Genomic DNA, 23,870 nt, shown 5'->3' with positions numbered 1-23,870 from the left:
GTTCGCACCTCCGCTGTACTGGGCTGTGAGACGGTGCAACACCGGAACTCCCCCGCCGATTCCCGGGCGATTCCCCGGCGGGGAAGGCCTGCCGGACATCGGGTCGCAGCAGCCCGTCCCTCACTCAGGGTGATGACCGGCCCTGGACGGGGAAAGATGTGACATACACGGCTAGAACAGGAGCAATTGGTGCACTCGGTGCCTTCGGCGCAACCTTCCGAGCCCACCGTCGCCAGCCTGCGTGACACCTCCGGAGACGGGTCGGCGGACGCCCTGGCGCGTTACTGGACGTTCTACCGGGCGGTGGCGGACGCCCAGCTCGCCCGGTGGCTGCCGCGCAGGCCGTCCCGCGTACTGGACGTCTCGGGCGGTCACGGACGCAGCGCGGCCCAGGCCGCCGCGGCCGGTCACGCGGTGCTGGAGGTGCGCGACCCCGAACGCCGCGCCCGGCCCGCGCCCGGGCGCCCGGCCGAGGGAACGATCCCGCTGATCGGCGACTCCGGGACGCTCTCCTACCTCGCGGACGCCTCGGTGGACGCCGTCGTCGCCGAGAACCGCGTGCTCTCCCGCCACCTGGCCACCGAGACCACCATCGCCGAGATCGCCCGCGTGCTGCGGCCCGGCGGCCGCGTCCTGGTCTGCGTCGACTCGCTCACCCTCGGCATGGCGCTGCTGGCCGAGCGGAACTACTGGGCGCACCTGTCGGACGTCCCGAGCGCCGAGGTCGTCCTCGTGCCCTGGCCGGACGGGACGATCACCCGCTCCTTCTCGTCCCACCAGCTCCGCGAGCTGCTCGCCGACGCGGGCTTCGAATGCGAGTGGATCAGGCCCCGCACCGTGCTGTCCCCGTCGACGGTCGAGCACGTCCTGGGCGAATCCCCGCGCGCTCTGCCCCGCCTCGTCCGCACGGAGCTCAACGCCCAGCAGACCGACGAGTCCCTGGGCATCCACCTGCTGGCCAGCGCGCGCCGCTAGGCGGGGTCACCGGCGGTCGTGCTTGGTCTGGCACGGGATGCAGCGGGCCGCGTCGGGACGTACCTCCAGGCGCCCCTCGGGGACGGGCCGGCCGCAGCCGACGCAGCGGCCGTAGGTTCCGGCGCCGATCCGCTCCAGGGCCGCGAGCACCCCGCCGCGGTGCCGTTCGAGCGCGTCCAGGGCCGCCTCCACACGCTCGTGGGCGGTGAGGCCCGCCCCGGCGTCCGCGGCGGACGCGTCCCGTTCCGGGCTCTCCCCGCGGAGAATGGCGATGGAGCGGTCGAGATCTTCCAGCATGCCTCGAAGGCGGGAACGGGCGGCGGCGGCGTCCACGGTGCGGCGAACTCCTCCCGGTAAAGCCCCCGTCAGAACAGGCTGTCGGAATGGTTGCCGAAACTATCCCCAGAAATCGCCGGTTCTATGAGTTCCGGGCCGTTGTTTCGCACGCTGTTGACCGCCTTTGACACCGGGTAGGCGTCCATTGTCCCGGCCATGGCCGGGACCAGCAGGCCGCGCACCTGCTCGGTGTCGGTGAGCGCCGGATCGAGCCAGGCGTCCCAGCGGTCCGGCTCGACGATCATCGGCATCCGGTCGTGGATCCGGCCGAGGTCGTCCGGCGCGTCGGTGGTGATGACGGTGCACGTCCACAACCACTCGTCCTCGGGGGACTTCCAGAGTTCGTAAAGCCCGGCCATCGCCATGACCGCGCCGTCGCCGGGGTGGATGAAGTACGGCTGCTTCTGCGGCTTCTGCTTGGCCTTCCTCTCGCCCTCGGCCGGCTCCGGCGCGCCGCCCTGGTCCTGGATCGTGTACCACTCGAAATAGCCGTCCGCGGGCAGCAGGCAGCGCCGCCTCGCGAACGCGCGGCGGAACGACGGCTTCTCGTGCACCGTCTCGAAGCGCGCGTTGATCATGCGCGAGCCGATCGACAGGTCCTTGGCCCAGGACGGGACGAGCCCCCAGCGGACCGTCCGCAGCTGCCGTACCGCGGCGGCCTCCTCCGGCTCGTCCTTGGGCCGCCGCGTCAGGACGACGGGGACCTGCTTGGTGGGCGCGACGTTGTAGTCGGGCTGGATGTCCCCGTCGACCGCGTCGAGCTGTACCTGGAACTCGTCCAGCAGCTCCTGCCGCGCACGGGTGGTGGCATAGCGTCCGCACATGGGTCCCATCCTGCCGCGCTTGAGGCGCGGCGCGCTGGGCATGTAGCGGGTCATGCGACCCATCACGACCATGGCCCGCTCGTTCGTGGCGGCGCCGTACATCATGACCGGCCTGGACGTCCTCCGAGACCCGCGGGAACGCGCCGAGCGGGTCGGCCCGGCCGTCAAGCCGGTGGCCGACCGGATCGACTGGCTGCCGAAGGACGCCGAGACGCTCGTCCGGATGGAGGGCGCGCTCAGCGTCGGCACCGGCGTGCTGCTGCTCACCGGGAGGTTCCGGCGGCTGACCACGCTGCTGCTCGCCGCGCAGCTGGTCCCGGCCCTGGCGACCGAGCATCGCTACTGGACCGAGGACGACCCCGACCGCCGCGCAGGCGAGCGCTCGCACCTGCTGAAGAACGCCGGCATGTTCGGCGCGCTGCTCATGGTGGCGACCGAGCCGCGCCGCCCGCCGCGGACCGCGGAACTGCGTCGCGCGGCCCGCGAGACGCAGATCAAGACCGGCGCCGAGGCCAAGGCGCTGCGCCGGGAGGCCGCCGCCACGCTGCGGGAGGCGCGCCGGGAGGCGGCCCGGCAGGTGCGCATCGCCCGCGCCGAGGGCGGGCGCAAGGCCGCCAAGCAGTCCGCGAAGGCGGCGAGGTCCGGCAAGACCGTCAGGACGCGCACCGCGTTCAAGGCCGGCCGGCTCGCCCGGGGCGGCTCGGACGTCCGGGCCGCGGCGACCGCCCGCGCCGGAAAGGCGGCGAAGGCGGGCAAGTCCGCGGGCAAGTCGATCAAGGCCGGTACGGCGACGCGGACGGCCCAGGCCATGAAGGCCGGCAAGACGGTCAGAACGGGAACCGCCGTGCAGGCGGGCAAGGTCCTTCAGGCGGTCAAACGCTGACTTTCCAAAGAGAACCTTAAAAGAACCTCAAAGGCGTTGAACCGCGGACCCGGGCGGTCCCGTACTGCCTGGTGACCGCCTTCCACCACGACGGAGACGCCCCGGCCATGGCAGTTCCCGGATCGACCGGTCGCCAGAGCGGCGGGTTGCGGAGCCTGCTCCGCCGCCCCGGCCCGGCGCGACCCGCCCAGCAGTACGACGCGGCCGTGCAGGACGAGGAGATGGTGGCCGCGCTGTACCGCGAGTACCATCGGCCACTCCTCGCGTTCGTCCTCCGGCTGACGGGCGGTGACCGCCCGTGGGCCGAGGACGTCGTGCAGGAGACCATGATCAGGGCATGGCGCAGCGCGGACCGGCTCGACGACCGGACGTCCTCGCTGATGCCGTGGCTGGCCACGGTCTCCCGGCGTATCGTGATCGACAACCGGCGGCAGCGCGAGGTCCGGCCGCCGGAGGTCGGCGACGGCCCTCTGGAGAACCTGCCGATGGCGGACGAGATGGACGCGCTGCTTCGCAAGGTCGTGGTGACCGAGGCCCTGGACTCGCTGTCGCCCGCGCACCGGCAGGCGCTGACCGAGACGGTGCTGCGCGACCGGACGGTGAACCAGGCCGCCGAGTACCTCGGCATCCCGGTGGGGACGGTCAAGTCCCGCGTGTACTACGCGCTGCGCGCATTGCGCGTCGCCTTGGAGGAGAGGGGGGTGACGTCTTGAGTTCCCAGGTCGAGCACACCGATGTCGGCGCCTACGCGCTGGGCCTTCTCGAAGACGGCGACCGGCGGGAGTTCGAGGCGCATCTGCGGGAGTGCGGATCGTGCCGCGCCGAGCTGGCGGCGCTGTCCGGGACGGCCGACGCCCTCTCCGGGCTGGCACCCGCCGCCGAACCCGGCTGGGAGGCGGGCGCGGACCGGCCGTCCACGGCCCCGGCGCCGGTGATCGACATGGTGCGCCGCCGGCGGCGGGCCGACCGGCGGTTCCGGCGCGGCGCGTACGTCCTCGGCGCCGCCGCGGCCGGTGTGGCGCTGGCCGCGGGCGTCGGCATCGGGACCGCGCTGAACGACGAGGGCTACGACCAGAAGCCGCCGGCGGCGCAGGCCATCGCGGGCGACAGGTTCCACGCGACGAACGCGAGCACGGGCGCGTCCGGCACCGTCGGGCTCGTCGACAAGGGGTGGGGCACGCAGGTCGGGCTGGAGCTGCGCGGCATCAAGGGGCCGCTGAAGTGCCACCTGGAGGCCGTGGGCAAGAACGGTGACCGCAGCGTCGTCGCCGGCTGGAGCGTCCCCGACAAGGGGTACGGCGTGCCTGGCTCGCCGAAGCCGCTGATCATGCAGGGCGGGACGGGGCTCGGCCGCGGCCAGATCGACCATTTCGAGGTGCGGCTCGACAGCGGCGGGACGCTGCTGACGATCCCGCTCTGATGCCGGTCCCGCTCTGATGCCGGTCCCGCTCTGATCGCCGTCGGGCCGGTGGCGGCCGGCCGGATAACCTTGGGGCATGTCCTCTCCGCACTGGTCCGCCCCGGTCGCCCATGCCCCGGTGGACGCCGTCGTGCCGCTGCCCGGCTCGAAGTCGATGACCAACCGGGCGCTGATCCTGGCCGCGCTGGCCGAGGCGCCGGTCTGCGTCACCCGGCCCCTGCACAGCCGCGACACGGAATTGATGGCGGACGCCCTGCGCGCGCTGGGCGTGGGCATCGGGGAGGACGCCGCGGACTGGCAGGTGACGCCGGAGCGGCTGGCCGGCCCGGCCCGCGTCGACGTCGGGCTCGCCGGGACGGTGATGAGGTTCCTGCCGCCGGTCGCGGCGCTGGCGTCCGGTGAGGTGTCCGTCGACGGCGACCCGCGCGCCCGCGAGCGGCCGATGGGCCCGATCATCTCGGCGCTGCGGGCCCTCGGCGCCGAGATCGACGACGGCGGGCGGCGGGCGCTGCCGTTCACCGTCCGCGGCTCGGGCTCGGTGAGCGGCGGACGTGTGACCATCGACGCGTCGGCGTCGTCCCAGCTGGTGTCGGGGCTGCTGCTGGCCGCGCCGCGGTTCGAGAAGGGCGTGGAGGTCAGGCACGAGGGGCCGCCGGTGCCGTCCGCGCCGCACCTGGCGATGACCGTCCGGATGCTCCGCCAGGCGGGCGCCGAGGTCGAGACGGAGCACAACGTCTGGCGCGTGGCGCCCGGTCCGCTGCGCGGCGGCGAACGGGTGATCGAGCCGGACCTGTCGAACGCGGCGCAGTTCCTCGGCGCGGCGCTGGTCACCGGGGGGCGCGTCACCGTCCCGGACTGGCCGTCCGACACGACGCAGCCGGGCGACGCGCTGCGCGGGCTGCTCGCCGCGATGGGCGCCGGGGTGTCGCACGGGCCGGACGGCCTGACGGTGCGCGGCGCCGGCGGGTTCTCCGGGCTGGACGCCGACCTGCACGAGGTCGGCGAGCTGACCCCGGTGCTCGCGGCCCTCGCGGCCCTGGCGGACTCGCCGTCCCGGCTGACGGGCATCGCGCACCTGCGCGGCCACGAGACCGACCGGCTCGCCGCGCTGGCCGCCGAGATCAACGCGCTCGGCGGCGACGCCGCCGAGCTGCCGGACGGCCTGGAGATCAGGCCGAGGCCGCTGCGCGGCGGCGTGTTCCACACCTACGACGACCACCGCATGGTGATGGCCGCGGCCGTTCTCGGCCTGGCCGTTCCCGGCATCGAAGTGGAGAATCCGGGCACCGTGGGCAAGACTCTTCCGAACTTCACCCGGCAGTGGGCGTCGATGCTGGCGCCCGCCTGACAGCAGGGACCGGACCACTGGCACGACGAGTGCACGACTATGACGAGGACGACGTCCGGGTGCGGCCCGGGCGCCGCGGGTCGCGGCCGCGCACCCGCCGTCGTCCCGCGCACGAGGACGCCTCGCCCGGGTTCGTGATCGCGGTGGACCGGGGCCGGTACCGCTGCCTGGCCGATCCCGGCACCGGCGACGAGCGCGCCGTGACCGCGATGCGGGCCCGCGAGCTCGGCCGCAAGGGGGTCGTCGTGGGCGACCGCGTGGCGCTGGTCGGGGACGTCTCCGGCGAGCAGGACACCCTCGCCCGGATCGTGCGGGTCGAGCCGCGCACGTCGTCGCTGCGCCGCACCGCCGACGACACCGACCCGTTCGAGCGGATCATCGTCGCGAACGCCGACCGGCTCGTCATCGTGACGGCGCTGGCGGATCCCGAGCCGCGCCCGCGGATGATCGACCGGCAGCTCGTCGCCGCCTACGACGCCGGGATGGACCCGCTGCTCTGCCTGACCAAGGCCGACCTCGCCGACGCGGACGGCCTGGTCGCCGAGTACGCGCCGCTCGGCGTCCCGTACGTGGTGACGCGGCGCGGCGGCGACCTGGACGGGTTGCGCGGTCACCTGACCGGCCGGACGAGCGTCCTCGTCGGCCACTCGGGGGTCGGCAAGTCGACCCTGGTGAACGCCCTCGTTCCGGACGCGGAGCGGGCGGTCAGCCACGTCAACGCGGTCACCGGCCGCGGCCGGCACACGTCCTCGTCGGCGATCGCGCTGGAGCTGCCCGGCGGGGACGGCTGGATCATCGACACCCCGGGCGTGCGCAGCTTCGGTCTCGCACACGTCGACCCGGAGAACGTGATCAACGCGTTCGAGGACCTCGCGGAGGGCGCGGCCGAGCGTTGCCCGCCCCACTGCGACCACCTGCAAGAGAGCTGCGGGCTGGACGGCTGGGTCGAGGAGGGCCACGCCAGCCGCGCCCGCCTGGACTCCCTCCGCCGCCTCCTCGCCAGCCGCGAGGGTGAGGCCGAATAGCCCGCGACGGCAGGCCGTCCCGTCGGTATGGTCGCCTCTATGTCCCGGTTGATCGCAACGCGTTACGAGCTGGTGGAGGTGCTCGGCCGCGGCGGGATGGGCGCCGTCTGGCGGGCCCGCGACCGCACGCTCGGCCGCGAGGTCGCGATCAAGGAGGTGTCGCTGCCACAGGGGCTGGACGACGCGCAGGTCGAGCGGATCTACGCGCGGACCTTCCGGGAGGCGCGGTCGGCGGCGCGGCTCGACCATCCCGGCATCGTGACCGTGTACGACGTCGTGGAGGAGGACGGCCGCCCCTGGATCGTGATGCAGCTCGTCCGGGCGGAGGGCCTGGACGCGGTCATCGCGCGGGAGGGGCCGCTGCCGCCGGGCCGGGTCGCGGCGATCGGCCTGGACCTGCTGGACGCGCTGGGCGCCGCGCACGCCGCCGGAGTGGTGCACCGGGACGTCAAGCCGGGGAACGTGCTGATGCCGCGCGGCCGGGCCGTCCTGACCGACTTCGGGATCGCGACGATGGCGGGCGACGAGACCCTCACGCAGGCGGGGGCCATCGTCGGGTCGCCCGCGTACCTGGCGCCCGAACAGGCCCGGCACCAGAAGGCCACCCCGGCGTCCGACCTGTGGTCGCTGGGCGGGACGCTGTACGCGGCGGTGGAGGGCCGGCCGCCGTACCGGCGCCCGGACGTGTGGGGCGTGATGGCGGCCCTGCTGTCGGACGACCCGGACCCCCTCCGGCTCGCCGGGCCCTTGGCACCCGTCCTCCACGGGCTGCTGCGCAAGGACCCCGAGCAGAGGATGCGCCCCGACGAGGCCGAGGGGATGCTCCGGCAGATCGCGAACGGTGCGCCGCTCCACACGCCGTCCGCGGCGCCGCCTCACAACGTGACGCTGCAGCCGCCGGCCGTCCCGCCGACGGTCGAGTCGCCCGCGTCCCCGCCGGCGGTGCCGCCGCGCGGGCGGCGGGGGATGCCCTGGCCGCTGCTGGTCCCGGCGGGGATCTTCACGGCCGCGCTGGTCGCCGCCGTGGTCGCGATCGTGGTGTTCGCCAACGGCGGCGACAACGACGGCGAAAAGACCGGCGAAACCGGCAAGAACGGGGTGCCCGCCGGGTACGAGCTGTACCGGGGCTCGGCCTTCGAGGCGGCCGTTCCCCAAGGATGGAAGCAGGAGCCCTCGGGTGACGACGTCACCTTCCGCGACCCTGCCCCAGGCGTGACGCTCGGGTTCGCGATCCAGCGCATCGACTCCGCCGAAGCCGACCCCGGGGACGCTCTCGCCTCCGCGGTCAACGGCATGAAGAGCGACACCTCTCAGTATCCCGACTTCAAGCAGGAGAAATTCACCCGGAACATCTCTTACCTGGGCGGGCAGGCGGCCGAGGCACAGTTCACCTTCACCAAGGACGGAAAGCCAGGCCGGGCGCGGGTGCGTGTGTTCAAGTTCGACAACGCGATGTACCAGGCGATCCTGGCCGGCGCGCAGAAGGACTGGGACCAGCGCGTCCGGTACTTCGAGACGTTCCTCGGCACATTCCGGGCGCCGTCCTGAAAAGCAGGAGTTGCACCAACTCGTGAGCGATCGCCGGGACAATGACGGCATGGAGCGGCGAGCGGTCCTCAAGGCGACGATCCTCGGCACGCTGGCCGTCGCGGGGTGTTCGGAGGAGAAGCCGAGCCCGGGCGCCCACCGGCCCTCGCCGTCCCGGCCTGCCCCGACGGGTCCGGCCGACTGGAACGCCCTGGAACGCGGCCTGGACGGCAGGCTGATCCGGCCGTCCGATACTTCCTACGCCGCGGCCAGGCGCCTCTACATCCCGCGCTACGACCGCGTCCGCCCGGCGGGCATCGCCTACTGCGAGACGCCACAGGACGTCTCCGAATGCCTTGCGTTCGCGACGTTGAAACGGATGCCGGTCGCGGTGCGTTGCGGCGGCCACAGCTACGCGGGCTGGTCGACGGGCACGGGCCTTCTCATCGACGTCTCCCCCATGGACACGGTGAAGCGTGACGGCGACCACGCCGTCGTCGGCGCCGGGACCCGCCTGATCGACGTGTACGACAAGCTCGCCGACGACGGTGTGAGCGTCCCTGCCGGAAGCTGCCCCACGGTAGGTGTCGCGGGCCTGACGCTGGGCGGCGGCCTGGGCGTGACATCGCGCGCGTACGGGCTGTCGTGTGACGTCCTGGAGTCGGTCCAGGTCGTCACAGCGGACGGGCGTGTCGTCACCTGCGACGCGCAGCGGAACGCGGACCTGTTCTGGGCGTGCCGCGGCGGAGGCGGCGGCAACTTCGGCGTCGCGGCCTCGTTCACGTTCCGGACGCACGAGGTCGGCGACGTCACGCCGTTCAGCCTGCGCTGGCCATGGTCGAAGGCCGCCGACGTGATCCGCGGCTGGCAGCGGTGGGCCCCGGCCGCGCCCGGCGAGGTCTGGACGAGCCTCCACCTGGACACCGAACCCGACCAGGGCACCCCGAGCATCGAGGTCACCGGGGTGGCGCTCGCCGACGCGGACGGGCACATGAACCGGCTGTCGGCCGCCACGAACGCCGACCCCGCCTCATCGAGCGCGCAGAGCCGCTCCTACATGGACGCGATGAAGTTCATGGGCGGCTGTGCGGGCCAGACCGTCGGGCAGTGCCACGAGCAGGGCTCGCTGCCCGGCCAGAATCCCGCCGGGGCCTTTCCCCGGACCGACTACTCCGGAAAGTCGCACGTCGCCTACAAGCCGCTCCCCGACGACGCGATCAGCGCCCTCCTGGACCGCTTCGGCAAGGGCAACGATGTCCGGAACCGGTCGGTGCTCATGGACGCGATGGGCGCCGCCATAGCGCGCGTAGGGCCGGGCGACACCGCCTTCCCGCATCGCAAGGGCCTGTTCTGCGTCCAGTACCTCGCGCCCGACGACGCCTGGCTGTCCGCCACCCACGGCGCTATGGAGCCCTACATCGGCGGCGCGGCCTATGTGAACTACATCGACGCCGGCCTCAAGGACTGGGCGCACGCCTACTACGGCCCGAACGTGGACCGCCTCAGGAAGGTGAAGGCGGCCTACGACCCCGGCCGGCTGTTCCGCTTTCCGCAGGCCGTCTAGCCCCTCGACTCCTCGAAAAGGCTCCGCGCCTTCGCCTCGGCCTCGTTCAGCGCCTGGACGTGCCGGGGCGCGAGTTCTTCCACGCACCGGGTCATCTCCTCGGTGACCTGGCTGAACGCGCTCTCCTCGGCGCCGCGCAGCGCGGCCCGGACGGTCGCCGACCGGGCGCCGAGCGCGGCCCACTCCAGCTCCAGCCGCGCGACGGCCTCGTCGAACGCACGGGACGTCTCGGCCCCGGCGGTCTTCAGCTCGTCCGGGACCGGGCCCCGCCCGGCCTTCCGCGCGTGGCTAGAGAGGGTCGAGATCCGGCTGGCGAGGGTCAGGCCCTCGCGGGCCAGCGGGAGCACGTCGTGGATCAGGTCGGTGACCGCCTTGGCCAGTTCCTCGACCCGGGTCAGCAGGATCTGCGTCGCGCCCTCCAGCGCCCCGGAGGTGCGCTCGGCGACGCGCTCGGCGACGTCCTGCTGCTGCCTGGACAGCACCGGGACGATGTCGCGGTCGAGGAGCCGCCGCAGTTCCCGTTCCCGCGCGCCGCCGCCGCCGGGGCCCGCCCGGTCGGCCCAGTCCGCCCAGACCCGCTCGATGCGCTCCTCCCCGGACGCGGCGATCTCGCCGGTGATCTCGTCCAGGGCATCGCCCACCCGGGCCTTCAGCCGTTCCACGCGCCCGTACAGCGCCTCGCGTTTGAACGGGTCGTTGAGCTCGTTGAGCTGCGCCTGCAATCGACGGGACACGTCGATGGCGTGCTCTGCCAGGGGGACGAGGCGGTCGGCGAGCTCGTCGAGCGTTTCCGCCCGGCGTGGGTCGGTCAGCTCGGCCACCCACTCGGGAAGGTCGTGCGCCATGGCCCCCATGCTGCCATCACCCGTCCCGCGAAACGGCTCATCGCGCCCGGCGCGCCACGTCCGGCCGACCGAAAAGCCGGATCGAGCCGGGTAAGTGTGTCTGGACAGGCGGTGATCAGGGTAGCGTTGCACGCCGTGGCGGGCTATTCCGATGACCTGCGTCTCGCGCATGTGCTGGCGGACGGGGCCGACGACATCACGACCAGGCGTTTCCGCGCTCTCGATCTCGCCATCGAGACCAAGCCGGACCTGACGCCGGTCAGCGACGCCGACCGCAGCGTCGAGGAGCAGATCCGCGGCACCCTGAAGCGGGCCCGCCCGCGGGACGCGGTGATCGGCGAGGAGTACGGCAAGACCGGCTACGGCAACCGCTGCTGGATCATCGACCCGATCGACGCGACGAAGAACTTCGTCCGTGGCGTCCCGGTGTGGGCGACGCTGATCGCCCTGATGGAGAACGACGAGATCGTCGTCGGCGTCGTGTCGGCGCCCGCGCTCAACCGCCGCTGGTGGGCGGCCCGCGGCGGCGGCGCCTGGACGGGCCGCAGCCTCACCCGCGCCACCCGCATGAACGTGTCGGCCGTGGGCGATCTGGCCGACGCGTCGCTGTCCTTCTCCAGCCTCAGCGGATGGGAGGAGCAGGGCCGCCTCACCCATTTCCTGGAGCTGACCCGGTCGGTGTGGCGGACGCGGGCGTTCGGCGACTTCTGGTCGCACATGATGGTCGCCGAGGGCGCGATCGACGTCTCCGCCGAGCCCGAGGTGTCCCTGTGGGACCTCGCCGCGCTCCAGGTGATCGTGGAGGAGGCCGGCGGCATGTTCACCGACCTGACCGGCGTCCCCGGCCCGGACGGCGGCAGCGTGGTCTGCACCAACGGCAGGCTGCACGCCGAGGTCCTCCGCACCCTGGGCGGCGGGCAACTGTCGCTGCGGATCTGACGGGCCCGGAACTGGCTGCGGATCTTACGGGGCGCGGCCTGGCCTTCGGCGAGACTCGCGACATATCGTGGAACAGCGGTCGCGGGACGGCCGTTGACATGATGGGCGGCCCGTAAACGGAGGTACCAGATGTCGACCCAGACAAAGCTCGTGATCGGCGGCGTCGTCGTCGGCTTCCTGACGCTGTTCGTGTTCCCCTGGTGGCTCAGCGCGCTGATCATTCTCGGAGTCCTCGGCGCACCGCTCGTCGGGTACATGATGCTCGACCCGTCCCAGCGCAAGCGGGTCCGCGCGCAGGGACGCAAGCGGCTCGGGAGCTGACGCACCACACCGTCGCCGGGGGCCAGAGGGGGCGGCCCCCAGAGTGAGCGGAGCCCGCGCCGTTAGGGTGCGGGTGTGGCGGAGACACGGGCCGGCGTCGTCGGCGCGGGCATTCTCGGGCTGGCGATCGCGCGCCGGCTGGCGGAGACGCGTCCGGACGTGAAGGTGACGGTCCTGGACAAGGAGGACCGTGTCGCGGCCCATCAGACGGGCCACAACAGCGGCGTCGCCCACGCGGGCCTCTACTACGAGCCCGGCTCCCTGAAGGCGACGCTGTGCAGGCGCGGAATCGGCCTGCTCAAGGACTACTGCGCCGACCGGAACCTGCCGTACGAGGAGTGCGGCAAGGTGGTCGTGGCGCGCGACGCCGCCGAACTGGCCGCCCTGGACGAGATCGAGCGGCGCGCGACGGCCAACGGGGTTCCGGGGCTGCGGCGCCTGACGGGCGGGGAACTGCGCGAGATCGAACCCCACGCGGCCGGGGTCGCCGCCCTGCACTCCCCCACCACGGCCATCGCCGACTTTCCGGCGGTGGCCCGTTCACTCGCCGAGGACGTGACCAAGGGTGGCGGCGAGGTCCGGCTCGGCTTCGAGGTCGTCCGCATCGGCCGGGCGGGCGACCGCGTCACGGTCGCCTCCCCGCACGAAGAGCTGACGTTCGACCGGCTGGTGGTCTGCGCGGGCCTCCAGTCCGACCGGGTGGCGCGGCTGGCGGGCGACTCCCCGGCCCCGGCGATCATCCCGTTCCGGGGCGAGTACTACCGGCTCGTCCCGTCCAGGACGGACCTCGTTCGCGGCCTCATCTATCCCGTCCCCGACCCCCGCTACCCGTTCCTCGGAGTGCACTTCACGCGCCGTGTGGACGGCGGCGTGGACGTCGGCCCCAACGCCGTCCTGGCCCTGGCCAGGGAGGGCTACCGGCGGCGCGACGTCCGCCCCGCGGACCTGTGGGAGACCCTCCGCTGGCCGGGCTTCCGTCACCTCGCCCGGCAACACTGGCGGACGGGCGCAAGGGAGCTCTACGGCTCGGCGGTCAAGCGGGCGTTCGTCGCCGAAGCGCGCGGCTTCGTCCCGGAACTGACCGCCGCCGACGTCGTCCCGGCACCCGCCGGAGTCCGCGCCCAGGCGGTGGACCCCGACGGCTCCCTCGTCGACGACTTCCGCATGGGACGTCTCGGCCCTGTCACCACCGTCCGCAACGCCCCGTCCCCGGCCGCGACGTCCTCTCTGGCCATCGCGGAGCACGTCACCGAGGGGTTCTAGTCCCAGAGCTTGCGGTCATCGCCGTGCGGGTCGTTGACGACCTCGTCGGCCGGGCCGTCGAAGACGTTCACCAAACGCGTGGACGGGTCGAACCGCGCCCAGCCGGGGTCTCCGGCGACGGCGAAGTCCACCCAGGCGCGGTGCATCCGGTCGGCGAGCGCCTGCGGCGGGTTCGGCCCGGTCAGGCCCTCGCGCTCTCCGGTGAGGTTGTCGAACACGAACCCCAGCTCCAGCGCGTGGCAGGCGCCGAGGTCGTGGTTGGGCGACCGCCAGGCGAACTCGTACATCCAGGTCCGCCCGCCCGATGCGGCGTGCCCGGCGGCGGCGCGGTCGGCGGGGATGCGGAACAGGCTGTCGGTGATGATCGTCGCCATCAGCTCGCCGGCCGTCATGTCCGGGTGGTGGTCGCGGTAGGCGGCGGGCAGCCCGGACGGGACGCCCATGCCCGCGGTGACGAAGCCCAGCACGTCGTCGGTGAGCTGGGCGGCGAGACCGGTCGGCATCAGGAAGAACCGGAACTCCTCGGACGTGTAGCCGATGAGCAGATCCACGTCGCTTCCGGCGCCGTCCGCGATGGCGTCCTCGGGGCGGCGGGTGAGCAGCTCGCCGTCCAGCACCGGGGTCAACGACATCCCTCCCGCCGCGGTGGTGACGCCCCAGCGGCCGGGGTCGGGCACCATGGAGACCTCGGCGGCGACGGCGTTCTGCACGGGGATGATCGCGGCTGGGTCGAGCGCGGCGAACGCCTCCGCGGTGGGCTCCACGCCGAGCCGCGCGGCCATCTCCGCGGTGACGAGCATCGCGTCGGCCGGGTCCTGGGCGATGGCGCCGGCGCCGCTCTGCGCGATGGCGCGGTGGAAGAGCCCGAGGTCGAGGGAGAGCAGGGTGGTGACGCTCATCCCGCCGGCCGACTCGCCGAACACCGTGACCCGGGAGGGGTCGCCGCCGAAGCCCGCGATGTTGTCGCGGACCCACTCCAGCGCGAAGATCTGGTCGCGCAGCCCCCGGTTGAGCGGCGCGCCGGGCAGATTCGCGAAGCCCTCGACGCCGAGCCGGTAGTTGATCGTCACGCAGACGACGCCGTCGCGCGCGAAGTTGTGGCCGTCGTACACGGGCACGGCGCCGGACCCGTTCCGGAAGGCGCCGCCATGGATCCACACCATGACGGGCAACCCCGGGCCCCCGGGCTCCGGCGACGCGTCACCCAGCGGGGACGACCCCCCTGTACCTCCCGAGAAACACGGCGTCCAGACGTTCAGGTTCAGGTAGTCCTCACCCGGGATACCGGGGTCCGGAACGAGCGTGTCGAACGGCCGGGGGTAGCCCGGCTTGGGGGCGGTCGGCCCGTATTCGACGGTGTCGCGGACGCCGTCCCACGGCTCCGGCGGGCGCGGCGGCCGGAAGCGGTTCGGCCCGAACGGCGGCGCGGCGTAGGGGATGCCGAGGAAGGCGGTGATGCCGTCCCGCACCGTGCCGCGAACCTTCCCACAGGACGTCTGAACGACCGCTGCCATGCCGCCGCCTCCGGCTCTAGAACGAAATTCGATGACCAGGAGCGTACGGGACGGGCGCAGGCGGCGGAACGTCCGGCGTCAGCCGTTTCCGGGGCGCAGCATCCGGGTGAGGTAGTCGCGGGCGAACGCGCGGATGGCGTCCTCGTCGTCCAGGGTGAGCCCGCCGCCCGGCAGGAGCAGCAGCGACACCGCGAGGCGCAGCAGCACCTCGGCGACGGTGTCGTGGTCCTCGGCGTCGCCGGGGCGGGCGCGGCGCAGCCGGTCGGCGAGGATGTCGCGGGCGGCGAGCATCACCGCGCCACCGTTCATGCTGAGCTGCGGCAGGAACGCCTCCGGCTCGCTCGTCAGGACGCGCGTCATGAGCGGGTGGGTGCGGGCGCTCTGCAGCCCGACGACGAACCCCTCGACCACCGCGTCCTCGGGGGACGCCAGATCCTCGGTGGCCTCGGCGATCGCGGTGAGGAACCGGCGGCACTCGCGCAGGATCACGGCCTGGAGCAGCTGCTCCTTGTTGGTGAACCGGCGGTAGATCGTGGTGCGCGCGACCCCGGCCCGCTTGGCGACGTCCTCGACGCTGACCCTGCGCAGCCCGTAGCTCTCGAACTCCGCGAGCGCGGCGTCGAGGATGCGGGTGTCGAGATCGTCGGCGTCGGCTTCCGGGGTCGCGAGCCGGTCCCGCAGTGTCGCGTCCGTGGTCATAGCCGCACCCTAGCCCTCCGGGGCGCCCGGTTCGCCGCCGCCGCATGCAACACAGTTACAATAATCGTCGTTCTGTAGTTCTGTCTCGGACTCCGGCGGTGCACATGACGGACCAGGCCGACGCGCGACCCCCGGCTCCCCTCGGGCCCGGCTCGCTGACCTGGCGCTACTTCGGCGACACCCGGATGGTCCTCGTCGGGCCGCGGGCGGCCGTCCTGCAGAACATGCTCCCCGCGCTCGGCCAGGGCGTCCTCGACCATTCGGTGTTCTTCTCCGACACGTTCGCGCGGGTGAAGCGGTCGGCCGGGCCGATCCTGGACACGGTGTACGGCGCGGAGCGGTCCGCCGAGACGGGCCGGAGGGTCCGCGACTACCACCGCGACATCAAGGGGACGATGCCGGACGGCTCCCGATACCACGCGCTCGATCCCGAGACCTACTACTGGGCGCACGCGACCTTCCTCGACAACATGCTGTACGGCGTCGAAACGTTCATCGGGCCCCTGGACGAGGCGGAGAAGCACCAGATCTACGAGGAGTCCAAGACCTGGTTCCGGATGTACGGGGTCAGCGACCGGCCCATGCCGGACGGCTGGGAGGCGTTCCAGGCGTACTGGAAGCGGATGCTGGACGAGGGGATCGTCCCGCACAAGACCGCCCGGTACGGGGTCGGCTACGTCACGAAGGGCCTGCCCGCCCCCGCGAAGGTCCCGGCACCGGTGTGGCGGACGGTGTCGCCGCCGCTGAACGCGGTCGCCCGGTTCATCACGGTCGGCGGCCTCCACCCGCGGATGCGCGAACTGCTGGATCTCCCGTGGACCGCCGCCGACGAGCGCCGGTACCGGCGGTTCGCGGCAACCGTCCGCGCGGCGAACCGCGTGTGGCCGCTGCTCCCCGAGGCCGTCCGCTACCTCCCCCAGGCCCGCCGTGCCTTCCGCAGGGCCCGGCGGGCGGCCGGGGCCGCCTAGGACCCGGTGCGGATCCTGGCGTCGTACGCCTTGCGGACCTCCGGGTCGTACTCCAGGAAGATCTTGTCGAGCCCGTAGCGGCGGGCGACGGCCCGCCTGACCCGGTCGGGCAGCAGCGCCCCGAGCCGGGCCTGCCTTCCGAGCTTCTTCGGGACGACGACCTGCGGGCGCGGGCGGCCGATCAGCTCGACGACGGCGGCGGCGATGTCCTCGGGCTCGCAGTTGCGCTGGCCCCTCGGGCTGCTCGTCCCGGCGACCAGGTCGGTGTTGGTGAACGTCGGCAGGACCGCGCTGACATGGACGCCCCGGTCCCGCACCTCCAGCCGGGTCGCCTCGGTGAACGCGACGACGGCGGCCTTGCTGGCGTTGTAGAGCGCGAGGCCCGGGGTGAACATCACGCCGGCGAGCGAGGCGACGTTGATGATGTGGCCCGAACCGCGCGGCAGCATCCGGCCGAGCGCGAGTTTGGTGCCGAGCATGACGCCGTGCAGGTTGATGTCGACGCAGCGGCGGGCGTCGGCGTCGCTCTCGTCCGTGACCGGCCCGATCGGCATGATCCCCGCATTGTTGATCAGGACGTCGGGCGGCCCGGCGGTCTCCTCGGCCCGGTCGAGGAACGCGGTGAACGACTCGCGGGAGGTGACGTCCACGGCCAGGCCGGTGACGCCGAGCGACTCGGCGGCCTCCTTGACGGCGGCCTCGTCGATGTCGCCGATGACGACCGTGGCGCCCTTCGCCTTCAGCGCGCGGGCGGTGGCGAGGCCGATCCCCCGCGCGGCCCCGGTGATGACGACGACCTTGCTCATGAGCTCTGCTCCAGACGGTCGAGACGAACGGGCAGGCCGTCCTTCGGCGACGGAAGGGACGTGGTGTCCAGCGGCCATTCGTATCGCGCGGGCACGCTCCACCGATACCGCTGAAGCACCTGGTGCAGGATCGTCTTCACCTGCATCCCGGCGAAGTGCATCCCGATGCACTTGTGCGCGCCGCCGCCGAACGGCGACCACGCGTACTTGTGGGCCTTGTCCTCGCGGCGTTCCGGGGAGAACCGCCCGGGGTCGAACTCGTCCGGGTCGGTCCACCAGTCGGCCATGTGGTGGTTGCTGAGCATCGGCACCACGACGGTCGTGCCCACCGGGATGTGGAACCCGAGGATGGAGGTGTCCTTGACGACCTTGCGCGGCAGCGCCGGGACGGGCGTGACCAAGCGCATCGACTCCTTCATCACCATGTCGATGCCGGTGAAGGCGTCCAGGTCGTCGAAGCCGGGCTGCGCCGTGCCGAGGTCCAGTGACTCCTCGCGCAGCGTTTCCTGCCATTCGGGGTGCTTGGCCAGGTAGTACGCCATGGTCGTCAGCGTGATGGTGGTCGTGTCGTGCGCCGCCATCAGCGCGAAGATCATGTGGTTGACGACGTCCTCGTCGGTGAACCGCTCGCCGTCGTCGGTCTCGGCCTGGCACAGCGCCGCGAACAGGTCGTCTCCACCGTCGCGGCGCTTGGCGGGCAGGTGCCGATGGAAGAACTCCTCCAGGACCTTGCGGGCCCGCAGACCGCGGTGCCAGCGCAGGCCGGGGACGGGGTAGCGGACGTAGGCCGTCCCCGCGCGGACGGCGTCGATGAACGCGCCGTTGATCCGCGCGCGTTCGGCGTCGTCCAGCTCGACGCCCATGAAGACGTCCGCCGCGAGGTCGAGCGTGAGCTTCTTGACGTGGTCGTAGACCTTGAATCCCTGGCCCGGCTCCCACGACTCGACGCCCTTGACGATGCCGGGCGCCATCGCGTCCATGTAGGCGCGCAGCCGGGGGCGGGTGAACGCCTGCTGCATGATGCGGCGGTGGTGCAGGTGCTCCTCGAAGTCGAGGAGCATGATGCCGCGGTTGAAGAACGGGCCGATGAAGTAGCTCCACGCGGGCCCGTTCGCGAAGGCCTTGTCCCGGTTGACCAGGACGACCTCGGCAGCCTCCGGTCCGTGGACGGTGACCGTCCGCTGGCCGAGCAGCCATCCCCAGGAGACCGCGCCGTACTCGGCGTACCGTTTGCGGGCCATCCCGATCGGGTCGCGCATCACGGCGAGCGTGCTGCCGATGTACGGGACGCCGGGCACGCCGGGGACCGGTTTCAGGCCGCTGCCCTGCGGCGGCGGCGCGAGGACGCTCGTCATGAACCCTCCGGAGGCGTGCAACAAAAAATCGAATTCTGTTGCTTTGTTCTTAACGTAGCGGGCGCCGGTAAGTCCAGGCTTATGGCCCGTGACTTGGCCGTCAGCGGGCCTCACGGGCGGCCGGCGCCCTGAGCAGCCGCCGCCGCGCCGCCTCCGTCAACGGCCGGTAGGCGCCCGCCTTGTCCCGGTAGTACGCGCGTCCGTCGCCGGCCGGCGGGACGCCCTCGTCCCGCAGCGGCGCGGTCCGCAGCCGCCGTCCGGCCGTGACGGGCACCTCGTCCACGACCCGGACGATCGAGGGCCGCAGCCCCGGCTCCACCCGCAGCAGCGCCTCCGACAGATCGACGGGCTTGAGCTCGGCGACGTCGCGCAGGCTCACGGCCGCCGCCGCCAGCTCCGCGTCCCCCACCGGGATCCCGTAGACCGCCACGCTGTCGACATAGGGCAGGTGGCCGAGAGCGTCCCGGATCGGCTCGGGCGGGACGATCCCGTCGGCCGTGCGGATCAGCTCGGTCTCCCGCCCGGCGAGCCAGTAGTCGCCGCCGGCGTCGCGCCGGAACAGGTCCCCGGTGATCGTCCAGGCGTCCTCGGGCCGGAAGACGCCCCGCACGGGGCGGGCCGCGGTACCGAGGGCCGACAGCCGCACCCGGGCGAGCAGCATGCCGATCTCGCCGGGCTCGCACTCGACGGCGAACCCGTCCGGCCCCTCGTCGAGCCGCCCGCGCTCCAGGTCGTACCGGGCGAGCCGCACCTCGGCGCTGCCCGGCAGCGGCCGGCCGAGCGACCCGGGCTTCTTGCCGCTCAGGTTGACCAGCACCGACTCGCCCTCGGTCGAGGCGTAGAACTCCAGCACCCGGGCGGGCGCGAACCGTTCCTCGACCCGCCGCCACAGGTTGCGCGGCATGCCGGAGCCGATGAACAGCCGGACGGCGTGGTGCCGCTCGGCCGGGTTCGGCGGCGCGTTCACGAGGTCGCGCAGCAGCGTCCAGGTGTAGGAGGCGACGGTCACGCCATAGCGGCGGGCCTCGTCCCAGAACGTCTCCGGGTCGTAGGCGCTGGCGAGGGCGAGCCGCGCACCGCCCGCGACGGCGCCGCCGAGGCTCATCAGCAGCGCGGACGGATGCTGGAGCGGCGTGATGCTGTAGACGGTGTCGGACGAGGACAGGGCGGCCGAGGACGCGGTCCCGAACGCCGACAGGGCCCACCGCCGGTTGGTGATCCGGCTCGCCCGCAGCTGCTCCCCGTCACCGCGGAACACCACGAAGGCGAGATCGCCGGCACGTCCCGGATTCGGCCGGTACCACCCCGGCACATCGACCCGCTCCGGGTCGATGGTCTCCATGTCCGTCAGCGACCCGCGCTCACCGCGGCCCGCCGCGCCCAGCAGATAGGTCCGGACGCCGTCCAGGTCCGCAGCCCGCGCGGCGTGCTCGGGGTCGGCGATCACCCGGGTGACCTGCCCGAGCCGCGCCTCCGCGGCGAGGTCGCCGTCGGGCCGCAGCAGCACCGCGACGGCGCCGAGCCGGTTGAGCGCGGCGACCAGCGCGAGCGCCGTCGGCCGGGTGCCCATGAGCACGCCGACGGCGTCGCCGCGCCGCACCCCGATGTGGATCAGCCCCCGCACGACGGCGTCGATGCGGCGCTTGGACGCCTCGTACGTGTAGGGCCGCCCGCGGTAGAGGAAGAACACCTCGCCGGGCCTGCGGCCGGCCTGCTCGTCCAGGAGCAGCCCCATGGACATGCGGGTGTCGGACTGGATGCGTTCCAGCCGCGCGAGCCTCGGCAGGTTCTGCGCGGCCTCGCCGGACAGCTGCCGGGTGCCGTGCACGGCTCGCGACGCGGTGCGGTAGGCCGACCGGGCGGCGCTCGCCCCGACGCCCATCGCGAGCTGCAGCCCGTATCCGGCGGGGCCGCCGGGCAGTCCGGCGGGTGCGGCCTCCTCGTCCCCGGTGACGGGCGCGACGATCTCGGGGAGGCCGCCTTCGCCCGCCCGCCATCGCGCCCAGGCCGCCACCGCGGGCCAGGTCCGCGCGATCGCGAGGCTGCCGACGACGAGGCCGAAGTGCCCGGCGCGCAGGGACGCCTCGTACACCTGGGCGCGCGGCGCGGCCCGCCTGATCCCGCGCACCATGGGCGGCGGCGCGATCTCGTCCACCTCGCCGACGAAGGTCAGGACGGGGCAGGTGATGTCGGCGAGCGTGACGAGCCGGTCCCCGATGACGAACCCGCCGGTCAGCATCCGGTTGTGCTGGATGAACTGCCGGATGAACTCGGCCAGCGCCGGGCCGGGCCACGACACCCAGCCCTCCCGTTCCAGGAACCGCCGCTGCCGCTCCCGCGGGGCGAGCCGTTCCCGGTCGTGCAACTGCAGGATGAAGTCGATCCGCGACCGCACCGACTTGACCGGGCTGAGCGCCTGGAACCCGAGCCGCGTCACCCATCCGGGCACCGCGAAGCCGCCCAGCAGCCAGTCGGGGACCCGCTCCACGCCCTCGGACGCGAGCCAGCCGGGCAGCCCGAACGGGAGCCCGACGCTCGTGTCGGCCGGGCTCCCGAAGGTCACGACGGACTCGATGCCCTCGCTGCGCCGGTACGCGGCGGCCTGGTAGACGAACATGCCGCCCTGCGAGTACCCGGCGAGGTGCACGTCCCGCCCGGTCAGGGTGCGGATCCGGTCCACGGCGTCGCTGACGGCCAGCACGTGGTCGGTGATCGTCCGCTCAAGGCCGCCCGGCTCCCGCTCGGGCGCCCCGAAGTCCACCACCCAGGGGTCGACGCCGCGTTCACGCAGCACCCGCACCGCGCTGACCCGCGAGGAGATGTCGTACACCTCCGCGGTGATCATCAGCGGCGGGACGAGCAGCATCACCGGCCCGCCGGCCGACTCGGGGAAGTAGTGCCGCAGCCGGTACACCCGCTGCTCGGTCACCACCTCGCACGGGGAGGCGTCCTCGTCGGTGTCGAAGCCCCCGAACCGGGCGACCTCCAGGGCGTTCTGGGCAGTGGACCCTAGGCGTGCACCCAGGCGGAACAGCGTTTTGGCAACCGGCATCGTCGACCTCTCGCAGCGTCAACGCCATGTTGTCCTGTTATCACTCGCTTTAGCAATCAGGGCACGATGCGCGCGCCCTCCAAGTGCCCGCCCTGTAGCCGCTCCCACATGTAGCGGCGGCGCGGCTTGCCGCTGGACGTGCGCTGGATCAGCCCGGTCCCCACGGCGACCGTCAGCTCCACGTCGTCCCCGACCCGCCGGCGCAGCATCTCCCGCACACCGCCGACCCAGGACTCGTCCTGGGTCTCGGCGAACAGGGCGAGCCCCTTCTGCCCGGCGCCCGGGACGCCGACCACGACGATGCGCCCCTTCCCGAGCCCGCTCACCTCGGCGATCTTCGATTCGAGGTCCTCGACGTAGACGGACCGTCCCCGCACCTTGATGCTGTCGCCCATCCGCCCGAGCACGAACAGCTGGCCCTCGTGGAAGAACCCGGCGTCCCCGGTGTAGACCTTCCCGTCCGCGAACCGGGTCGACTTGGCCTCGGCCCCCGCGAAGTACCCCGGGCAGGCCGACGGCCCCCCGACCACGATCTCCCCGAGGAGCCCGTCGGCCAGGGCGCCGCCCTCGTCGTCCACGATGGTGACGGGCACGTCGTCCTCGGGCTTCCCGCACCCGACGACCCAGCCCGCCTTCGCGCCGAGCGACTCGGGCCCGAGCAGGTGCTGATCCAGGATCCGGACGGGTTCCCCGAACGTCAGCGCCTCCGGATCGGGCCGGACCGCCAGCGGGTTGCTCAGCGCGTTGTCCATGGTGACCAGCAGGGTGGTCTCGGCCATCCCGTAGGCGGGCTTGAACATCGTCCGCGCGAACCCGAACGGCTCGACGAGCTGCGCGAAAACCTCCAGCGCATGCGGGTCGATGGGTTCGGCGCCGATCAGCGCCATCTTCCACCCCGACAGGTCGAGCCCTTCCAGCTGCTCCGGCTTGACCCGCCGCGCGCAGTACGCGTAGGCGAACGGCGGCGCCGCCGTGTGGGCCGCCTCCGCGAAGCACCGGATCCACCGTGCCGGGTCCCGGATGAAATGATCCGGCCGCATCAGCTTCAGCGACCCCTGCCGCACGATGGGCGTCAGGAAGCAGCCGATCAGCCCCATGTCGTGGTACAGCGGCAGCCAGGACGCCACCACGTCGTCATCGGCGAACCCGGCCATCCGCGAGATCAGCTCGATGTTGGCCGCCAGGTTCTCCCAGGTGACCATGACGCCGCGCGGCGCGCCGCTGGACCCGGACGTGAACTGCAGCAGCGCCAGTTCCCCGGCGGGCCGGACCTCGGCCTCCGCCGCGGCCTGCCGGGGCCGCCAGGGCCGCCCGCTCATCCCGGCCTCGCCCATGGCCCGTCCCGCGTACTCCGCGAGCCCCTCCGAGGCGACGACCAGCGCCGGGGACGCCTGCCGCAGGATCGCGGCGACGTGCGCGACGTAGTCGTCCCCGTCCTGGAACAGCGGCGGCGTGATCAGGCAGACGGTCGCCCCCGCCGCCCACACGGCGAAGTACGTCTCGATACAGGTGAAATCCGTGGGCAGGATGAGGCAGACGACATCGCCCGGCCGGACGCCCTCCTCGATCAGCGCCCCGGCGGTGCGTCGCGCGGCGGAGGCCAGCTCACCGTAGTCGCGGAACTCCCAGCCGCCGTCGTCGGCCGCCAGGTGAACGCCGCGTCCGGTGTTCGGCTTGTCCAGCCAGTCCCGCAGCGCAGATGGCATCGTGTCCCCTCCGAGGAATGACAGACGTGACTCGCCGGTAACTTCACCAGGACGGCGCGTTCCCCGTCAAATGACGTCTTCCCACAACAAGATGGTCACCGCTCAGCGCCCGACGACACCGCCCGAACCCCCACAAATCGGGCCACGAGCCGCCATCCGAGCAACGCCAGCCCCAGGAACACCGAAGCCACGATCACGAACGCGCCGGCCGTCCCCTGCCCGGAGACGGCCCGCAGCACCATCCCCAAGGCCACGGTGGTCACCCACACACCGACCCCGGCGGGCACCAGCTTTTCCGGCCGCCGCCAAACCCGCCAGGAAGCCCACCCGACAGCAAGCCCACCGAGGAACGGCCAGGCGGTAGTGGCGAACCCACCCAGACTGGCGGCCTCCTCATGCGAAGCCCGCCCGATGGCAACAAAGACGAGCACACAGCAACCATCGAGCACCGCACCCAAGGACCAACGCATCCCCCCAGGCTAAGCGCCACCCGGGGGTCT

The 23,870-nt window shown here is 72.8% G+C and carries 22 protein-coding genes; 12 read left to right on the top strand and 10 right to left on the bottom strand.

Translation table 11 applies throughout. The features are described 5' to 3' along the window. Window positions 1-189: 189 nt before the first annotated feature. Window positions 190-975, top strand: a complete 786-nt coding sequence (locus ACQPXG_RS11535) for a methyltransferase domain-containing protein (RefSeq protein ID WP_433467642.1) — start codon at window positions 190-192, stop codon at window positions 973-975. A 6-nt stretch (window positions 976-981) separates the two neighbouring features. Here the strand turns inward: ACQPXG_RS11535 and ACQPXG_RS11530 are convergent, their stop codons facing one another. Both ACQPXG_RS11530 and ACQPXG_RS11525 read right to left on the bottom strand, forming a co-directional pair. Further along, on the bottom strand, window positions 982-1,272 hold the full coding sequence (locus tag ACQPXG_RS11530; RefSeq protein WP_433467641.1) for a TraR/DksA family transcriptional regulator: 291 nt from the start codon (window positions 1,270-1,272) through the stop codon (window positions 982-984). Window positions 1,273-1,340: 68 nt separating this feature from the next. After that, window positions 1,341-2,135 (bottom strand): SOS response-associated peptidase, encoded by a 795-nt coding sequence (locus ACQPXG_RS11525; RefSeq protein ID WP_433467640.1) that lies wholly within the window; start codon window positions 2,133-2,135, stop codon window positions 1,341-1,343. Between the two features lie 52 nt (window positions 2,136-2,187). On the opposite strand from ACQPXG_RS11525, the gene ACQPXG_RS11520 reads away from it, so the two are divergent. From ACQPXG_RS11520 to ACQPXG_RS11490, 7 genes are all read left to right on the top strand, one after another. Then, complete coding sequence (locus ACQPXG_RS11520; RefSeq protein WP_433467639.1) at window positions 2,188-3,018, top strand: DoxX family membrane protein; 831 nt, start codon at window positions 2,188-2,190, stop codon at window positions 3,016-3,018. Window positions 3,019-3,125: 107 nt separating this feature from the next. After that, window positions 3,126-3,731 (top strand): sigma-70 family RNA polymerase sigma factor, encoded by a 606-nt coding sequence (locus ACQPXG_RS11515; protein ID WP_433467638.1) that lies wholly within the window; start codon window positions 3,126-3,128, stop codon window positions 3,729-3,731. After that, window positions 3,728-4,438, top strand: coding sequence for a zf-HC2 domain-containing protein (locus tag ACQPXG_RS11510; RefSeq protein WP_433467637.1), 711 nt, complete (start codon window positions 3,728-3,730; stop codon window positions 4,436-4,438). Before ACQPXG_RS11515 ends, ACQPXG_RS11510 begins: the two co-directional genes overlap by 4 nt. A 76-nt stretch (window positions 4,439-4,514) precedes the next feature. Next, complete coding sequence (gene aroA, locus ACQPXG_RS11505) at window positions 4,515-5,786, top strand: 3-phosphoshikimate 1-carboxyvinyltransferase (protein ID WP_433467636.1); 1,272 nt, start codon at window positions 4,515-4,517, stop codon at window positions 5,784-5,786. A 29-nt stretch (window positions 5,787-5,815) separates the two neighbouring features. Continuing rightward, a complete protein-coding gene (gene rsgA, locus ACQPXG_RS11500; protein WP_433467635.1) occupies window positions 5,816-6,811 on the top strand; it encodes a ribosome small subunit-dependent GTPase A in 996 nt (331 codons plus the stop codon). 39 nt (window positions 6,812-6,850) lie between these two features. After that, window positions 6,851-8,359: a serine/threonine-protein kinase gene (locus ACQPXG_RS11495; protein ID WP_433467634.1), complete on the top strand. Its 1,509-nt coding sequence runs from the start codon at window positions 6,851-6,853 to the stop codon at window positions 8,357-8,359. 49 nt (window positions 8,360-8,408) lie between these two features. Continuing rightward, window positions 8,409-9,902 carry an FAD-binding oxidoreductase gene (locus ACQPXG_RS11490; RefSeq protein WP_433467633.1) on the top strand — a complete coding sequence of 498 codons (1,494 nt, stop codon included), beginning with the start codon at window positions 8,409-8,411 and terminating at the stop codon, window positions 9,900-9,902. Here the strand turns inward: ACQPXG_RS11490 and ACQPXG_RS11485 are convergent. After that, a complete protein-coding gene (locus ACQPXG_RS11485; protein ID WP_433467632.1) occupies window positions 9,899-10,747 on the bottom strand; it encodes a hypothetical protein in 849 nt (282 codons plus the stop codon). The genes ACQPXG_RS11490 and ACQPXG_RS11485 overlap by 4 nt on opposite strands. A 135-nt stretch (window positions 10,748-10,882) precedes the next feature. On the opposite strand from ACQPXG_RS11485, the gene hisN reads away from it, so the two are divergent. From hisN to lhgO, 3 genes are all read left to right on the top strand, one after another. Further along, a complete protein-coding gene (gene hisN / locus ACQPXG_RS11480) occupies window positions 10,883-11,686 on the top strand; it encodes a histidinol-phosphatase (RefSeq protein WP_433467631.1) in 804 nt (267 codons plus the stop codon). Between the two features lie 129 nt (window positions 11,687-11,815). Next, window positions 11,816-12,007 (top strand): hypothetical protein, encoded by a 192-nt coding sequence (locus ACQPXG_RS11475; protein ID WP_141577897.1) that lies wholly within the window; start codon window positions 11,816-11,818, stop codon window positions 12,005-12,007. A gap of 75 nt (window positions 12,008-12,082) precedes the next feature. Further along, window positions 12,083-13,270 (top strand): L-2-hydroxyglutarate oxidase, encoded by a 1,188-nt coding sequence (gene lhgO / locus ACQPXG_RS11470; protein ID WP_433467630.1) that lies wholly within the window; start codon window positions 12,083-12,085, stop codon window positions 13,268-13,270. On the opposite strand, the gene ACQPXG_RS11465 is transcribed toward lhgO, so the two are convergent. Beyond that, a complete protein-coding gene (locus ACQPXG_RS11465) occupies window positions 13,267-14,784 on the bottom strand; it encodes a carboxylesterase/lipase family protein (RefSeq protein WP_433467629.1) in 1,518 nt (505 codons plus the stop codon). The genes lhgO and ACQPXG_RS11465 overlap by 4 nt on opposite strands. Before the next feature lie 78 nt (window positions 14,785-14,862). After that, entirely contained in the window at window positions 14,863-15,483 is a 621-nt protein-coding gene (locus ACQPXG_RS11460) for a TetR/AcrR family transcriptional regulator (protein WP_433467628.1), read from the bottom strand. 104 nt (window positions 15,484-15,587) lie between these two features. Here ACQPXG_RS11460 and ACQPXG_RS11455 point away from each other — a divergent pair, with 104 nt between their 5' ends. After that, window positions 15,588-16,451 carry an oxygenase MpaB family protein gene (locus ACQPXG_RS11455; protein ID WP_433467627.1) on the top strand — a complete coding sequence of 288 codons (864 nt, stop codon included), beginning with the start codon at window positions 15,588-15,590 and terminating at the stop codon, window positions 16,449-16,451. On the opposite strand, the gene ACQPXG_RS11450 is transcribed toward ACQPXG_RS11455, so the two are convergent. The 5 genes from ACQPXG_RS11450 to ACQPXG_RS11430 all read right to left on the bottom strand — a co-directional run bounded on the left by ACQPXG_RS11450 (window position 16,448) and on the right by ACQPXG_RS11430 (window position 23,840). Further along, the gene (locus tag ACQPXG_RS11450; RefSeq protein WP_433467626.1) at window positions 16,448-17,257 is read right to left on the bottom strand and encodes an SDR family oxidoreductase; all 810 of its coding nucleotides are present in this window, start codon (window positions 17,255-17,257) and stop codon (window positions 16,448-16,450) included. The genes ACQPXG_RS11455 and ACQPXG_RS11450 overlap by 4 nt on opposite strands. Continuing rightward, window positions 17,254-18,612, bottom strand: a complete 1,359-nt coding sequence (locus ACQPXG_RS11445; RefSeq protein ID WP_433467625.1) for a cytochrome P450 — start codon at window positions 18,610-18,612, stop codon at window positions 17,254-17,256. The genes ACQPXG_RS11450 and ACQPXG_RS11445 overlap by 4 nt, the downstream gene beginning before the upstream one ends. Window positions 18,613-18,712: 100 nt before the next feature. Further along, window positions 18,713-21,664, bottom strand: coding sequence for an AMP-binding protein (locus tag ACQPXG_RS11440; RefSeq protein WP_433467624.1), 2,952 nt, complete (start codon window positions 21,662-21,664; stop codon window positions 18,713-18,715). Between the two features lie 56 nt (window positions 21,665-21,720). Further along, complete coding sequence (locus ACQPXG_RS11435) at window positions 21,721-23,370, bottom strand: AMP-binding protein (RefSeq protein ID WP_433467623.1); 1,650 nt, start codon at window positions 23,368-23,370, stop codon at window positions 21,721-21,723. A 95-nt stretch (window positions 23,371-23,465) separates the two neighbouring features. Beyond that, window positions 23,466-23,840, bottom strand: a complete 375-nt coding sequence (locus ACQPXG_RS11430) for a DUF3054 domain-containing protein (RefSeq protein ID WP_433467622.1) — start codon at window positions 23,838-23,840, stop codon at window positions 23,466-23,468. Window positions 23,841-23,870: the final 30 nt, after the last annotated feature.

The organism is Spirillospora sp. CA-128828 (genome assembly GCF_050945415.1).
Lineage (GTDB): Bacteria > Actinomycetota > Actinomycetes > Streptosporangiales > Streptosporangiaceae > Spirillospora.
This window is presented reverse-complemented; position numbering and strand designations above follow the sequence as displayed.

Bases quoted from the DNA above. Each gene is read 5' to 3' on its own strand.
- ACQPXG_RS11430 (WP_433467622.1), bottom strand. From the start codon at position 23,840: ATGCGTTGGTCCTTGGGTGCGGTGCTCGATGGTTGCTGTGTGCTCGTC.
- ACQPXG_RS11475 (WP_141577897.1), top strand. From the start codon at position 11,816: ATGTCGACCCAGACAAAGCTCGTGATCGGCGGCGTCGTCGTCGGCTTC.
- ACQPXG_RS11465 (WP_433467629.1), bottom strand. From the start codon at position 14,784: ATGGCAGCGGTCGTTCAGACGTCCTGTGGGAAGGTTCGCGGCACGGTG.
- ACQPXG_RS11450 (WP_433467626.1), bottom strand. From the start codon at position 17,257: ATGAGCAAGGTCGTCGTCATCACCGGGGCCGCGCGGGGGATCGGCCTC.
- ACQPXG_RS11445 (WP_433467625.1), bottom strand. From the start codon at position 18,612: ATGACGAGCGTCCTCGCGCCGCCGCCGCAGGGCAGCGGCCTGAAACCG.
- ACQPXG_RS11455 (WP_433467627.1), top strand. From the start codon at position 15,588: ATGACGGACCAGGCCGACGCGCGACCCCCGGCTCCCCTCGGGCCCGGC.
- ACQPXG_RS11495 (WP_433467634.1), top strand. From the start codon at position 6,851: ATGTCCCGGTTGATCGCAACGCGTTACGAGCTGGTGGAGGTGCTCGGC.
- ACQPXG_RS11460 (WP_433467628.1), bottom strand. From the start codon at position 15,483: ATGACCACGGACGCGACACTGCGGGACCGGCTCGCGACCCCGGAAGCC.
- ACQPXG_RS11485 (WP_433467632.1), bottom strand. From the start codon at position 10,747: ATGGCGCACGACCTTCCCGAGTGGGTGGCCGAGCTGACCGACCCACGC.
- ACQPXG_RS11515 (WP_433467638.1), top strand. From the start codon at position 3,126: ATGGCAGTTCCCGGATCGACCGGTCGCCAGAGCGGCGGGTTGCGGAGC.
- ACQPXG_RS11525 (WP_433467640.1), bottom strand. From the start codon at position 2,135: ATGTGCGGACGCTATGCCACCACCCGTGCGCGGCAGGAGCTGCTGGAC.
- ACQPXG_RS11440 (WP_433467624.1), bottom strand. From the start codon at position 21,664: ATGCCGGTTGCCAAAACGCTGTTCCGCCTGGGTGCACGCCTAGGGTCC.
- aroA (WP_433467636.1), top strand. From the start codon at position 4,515: ATGTCCTCTCCGCACTGGTCCGCCCCGGTCGCCCATGCCCCGGTGGAC.
- ACQPXG_RS11530 (WP_433467641.1), bottom strand. From the start codon at position 1,272: ATGCTGGAAGATCTCGACCGCTCCATCGCCATTCTCCGCGGGGAGAGC.
- ACQPXG_RS11520 (WP_433467639.1), top strand. From the start codon at position 2,188: ATGCGACCCATCACGACCATGGCCCGCTCGTTCGTGGCGGCGCCGTAC.
- ACQPXG_RS11435 (WP_433467623.1), bottom strand. From the start codon at position 23,370: ATGCCATCTGCGCTGCGGGACTGGCTGGACAAGCCGAACACCGGACGC.
- ACQPXG_RS11490 (WP_433467633.1), top strand. From the start codon at position 8,409: ATGGAGCGGCGAGCGGTCCTCAAGGCGACGATCCTCGGCACGCTGGCC.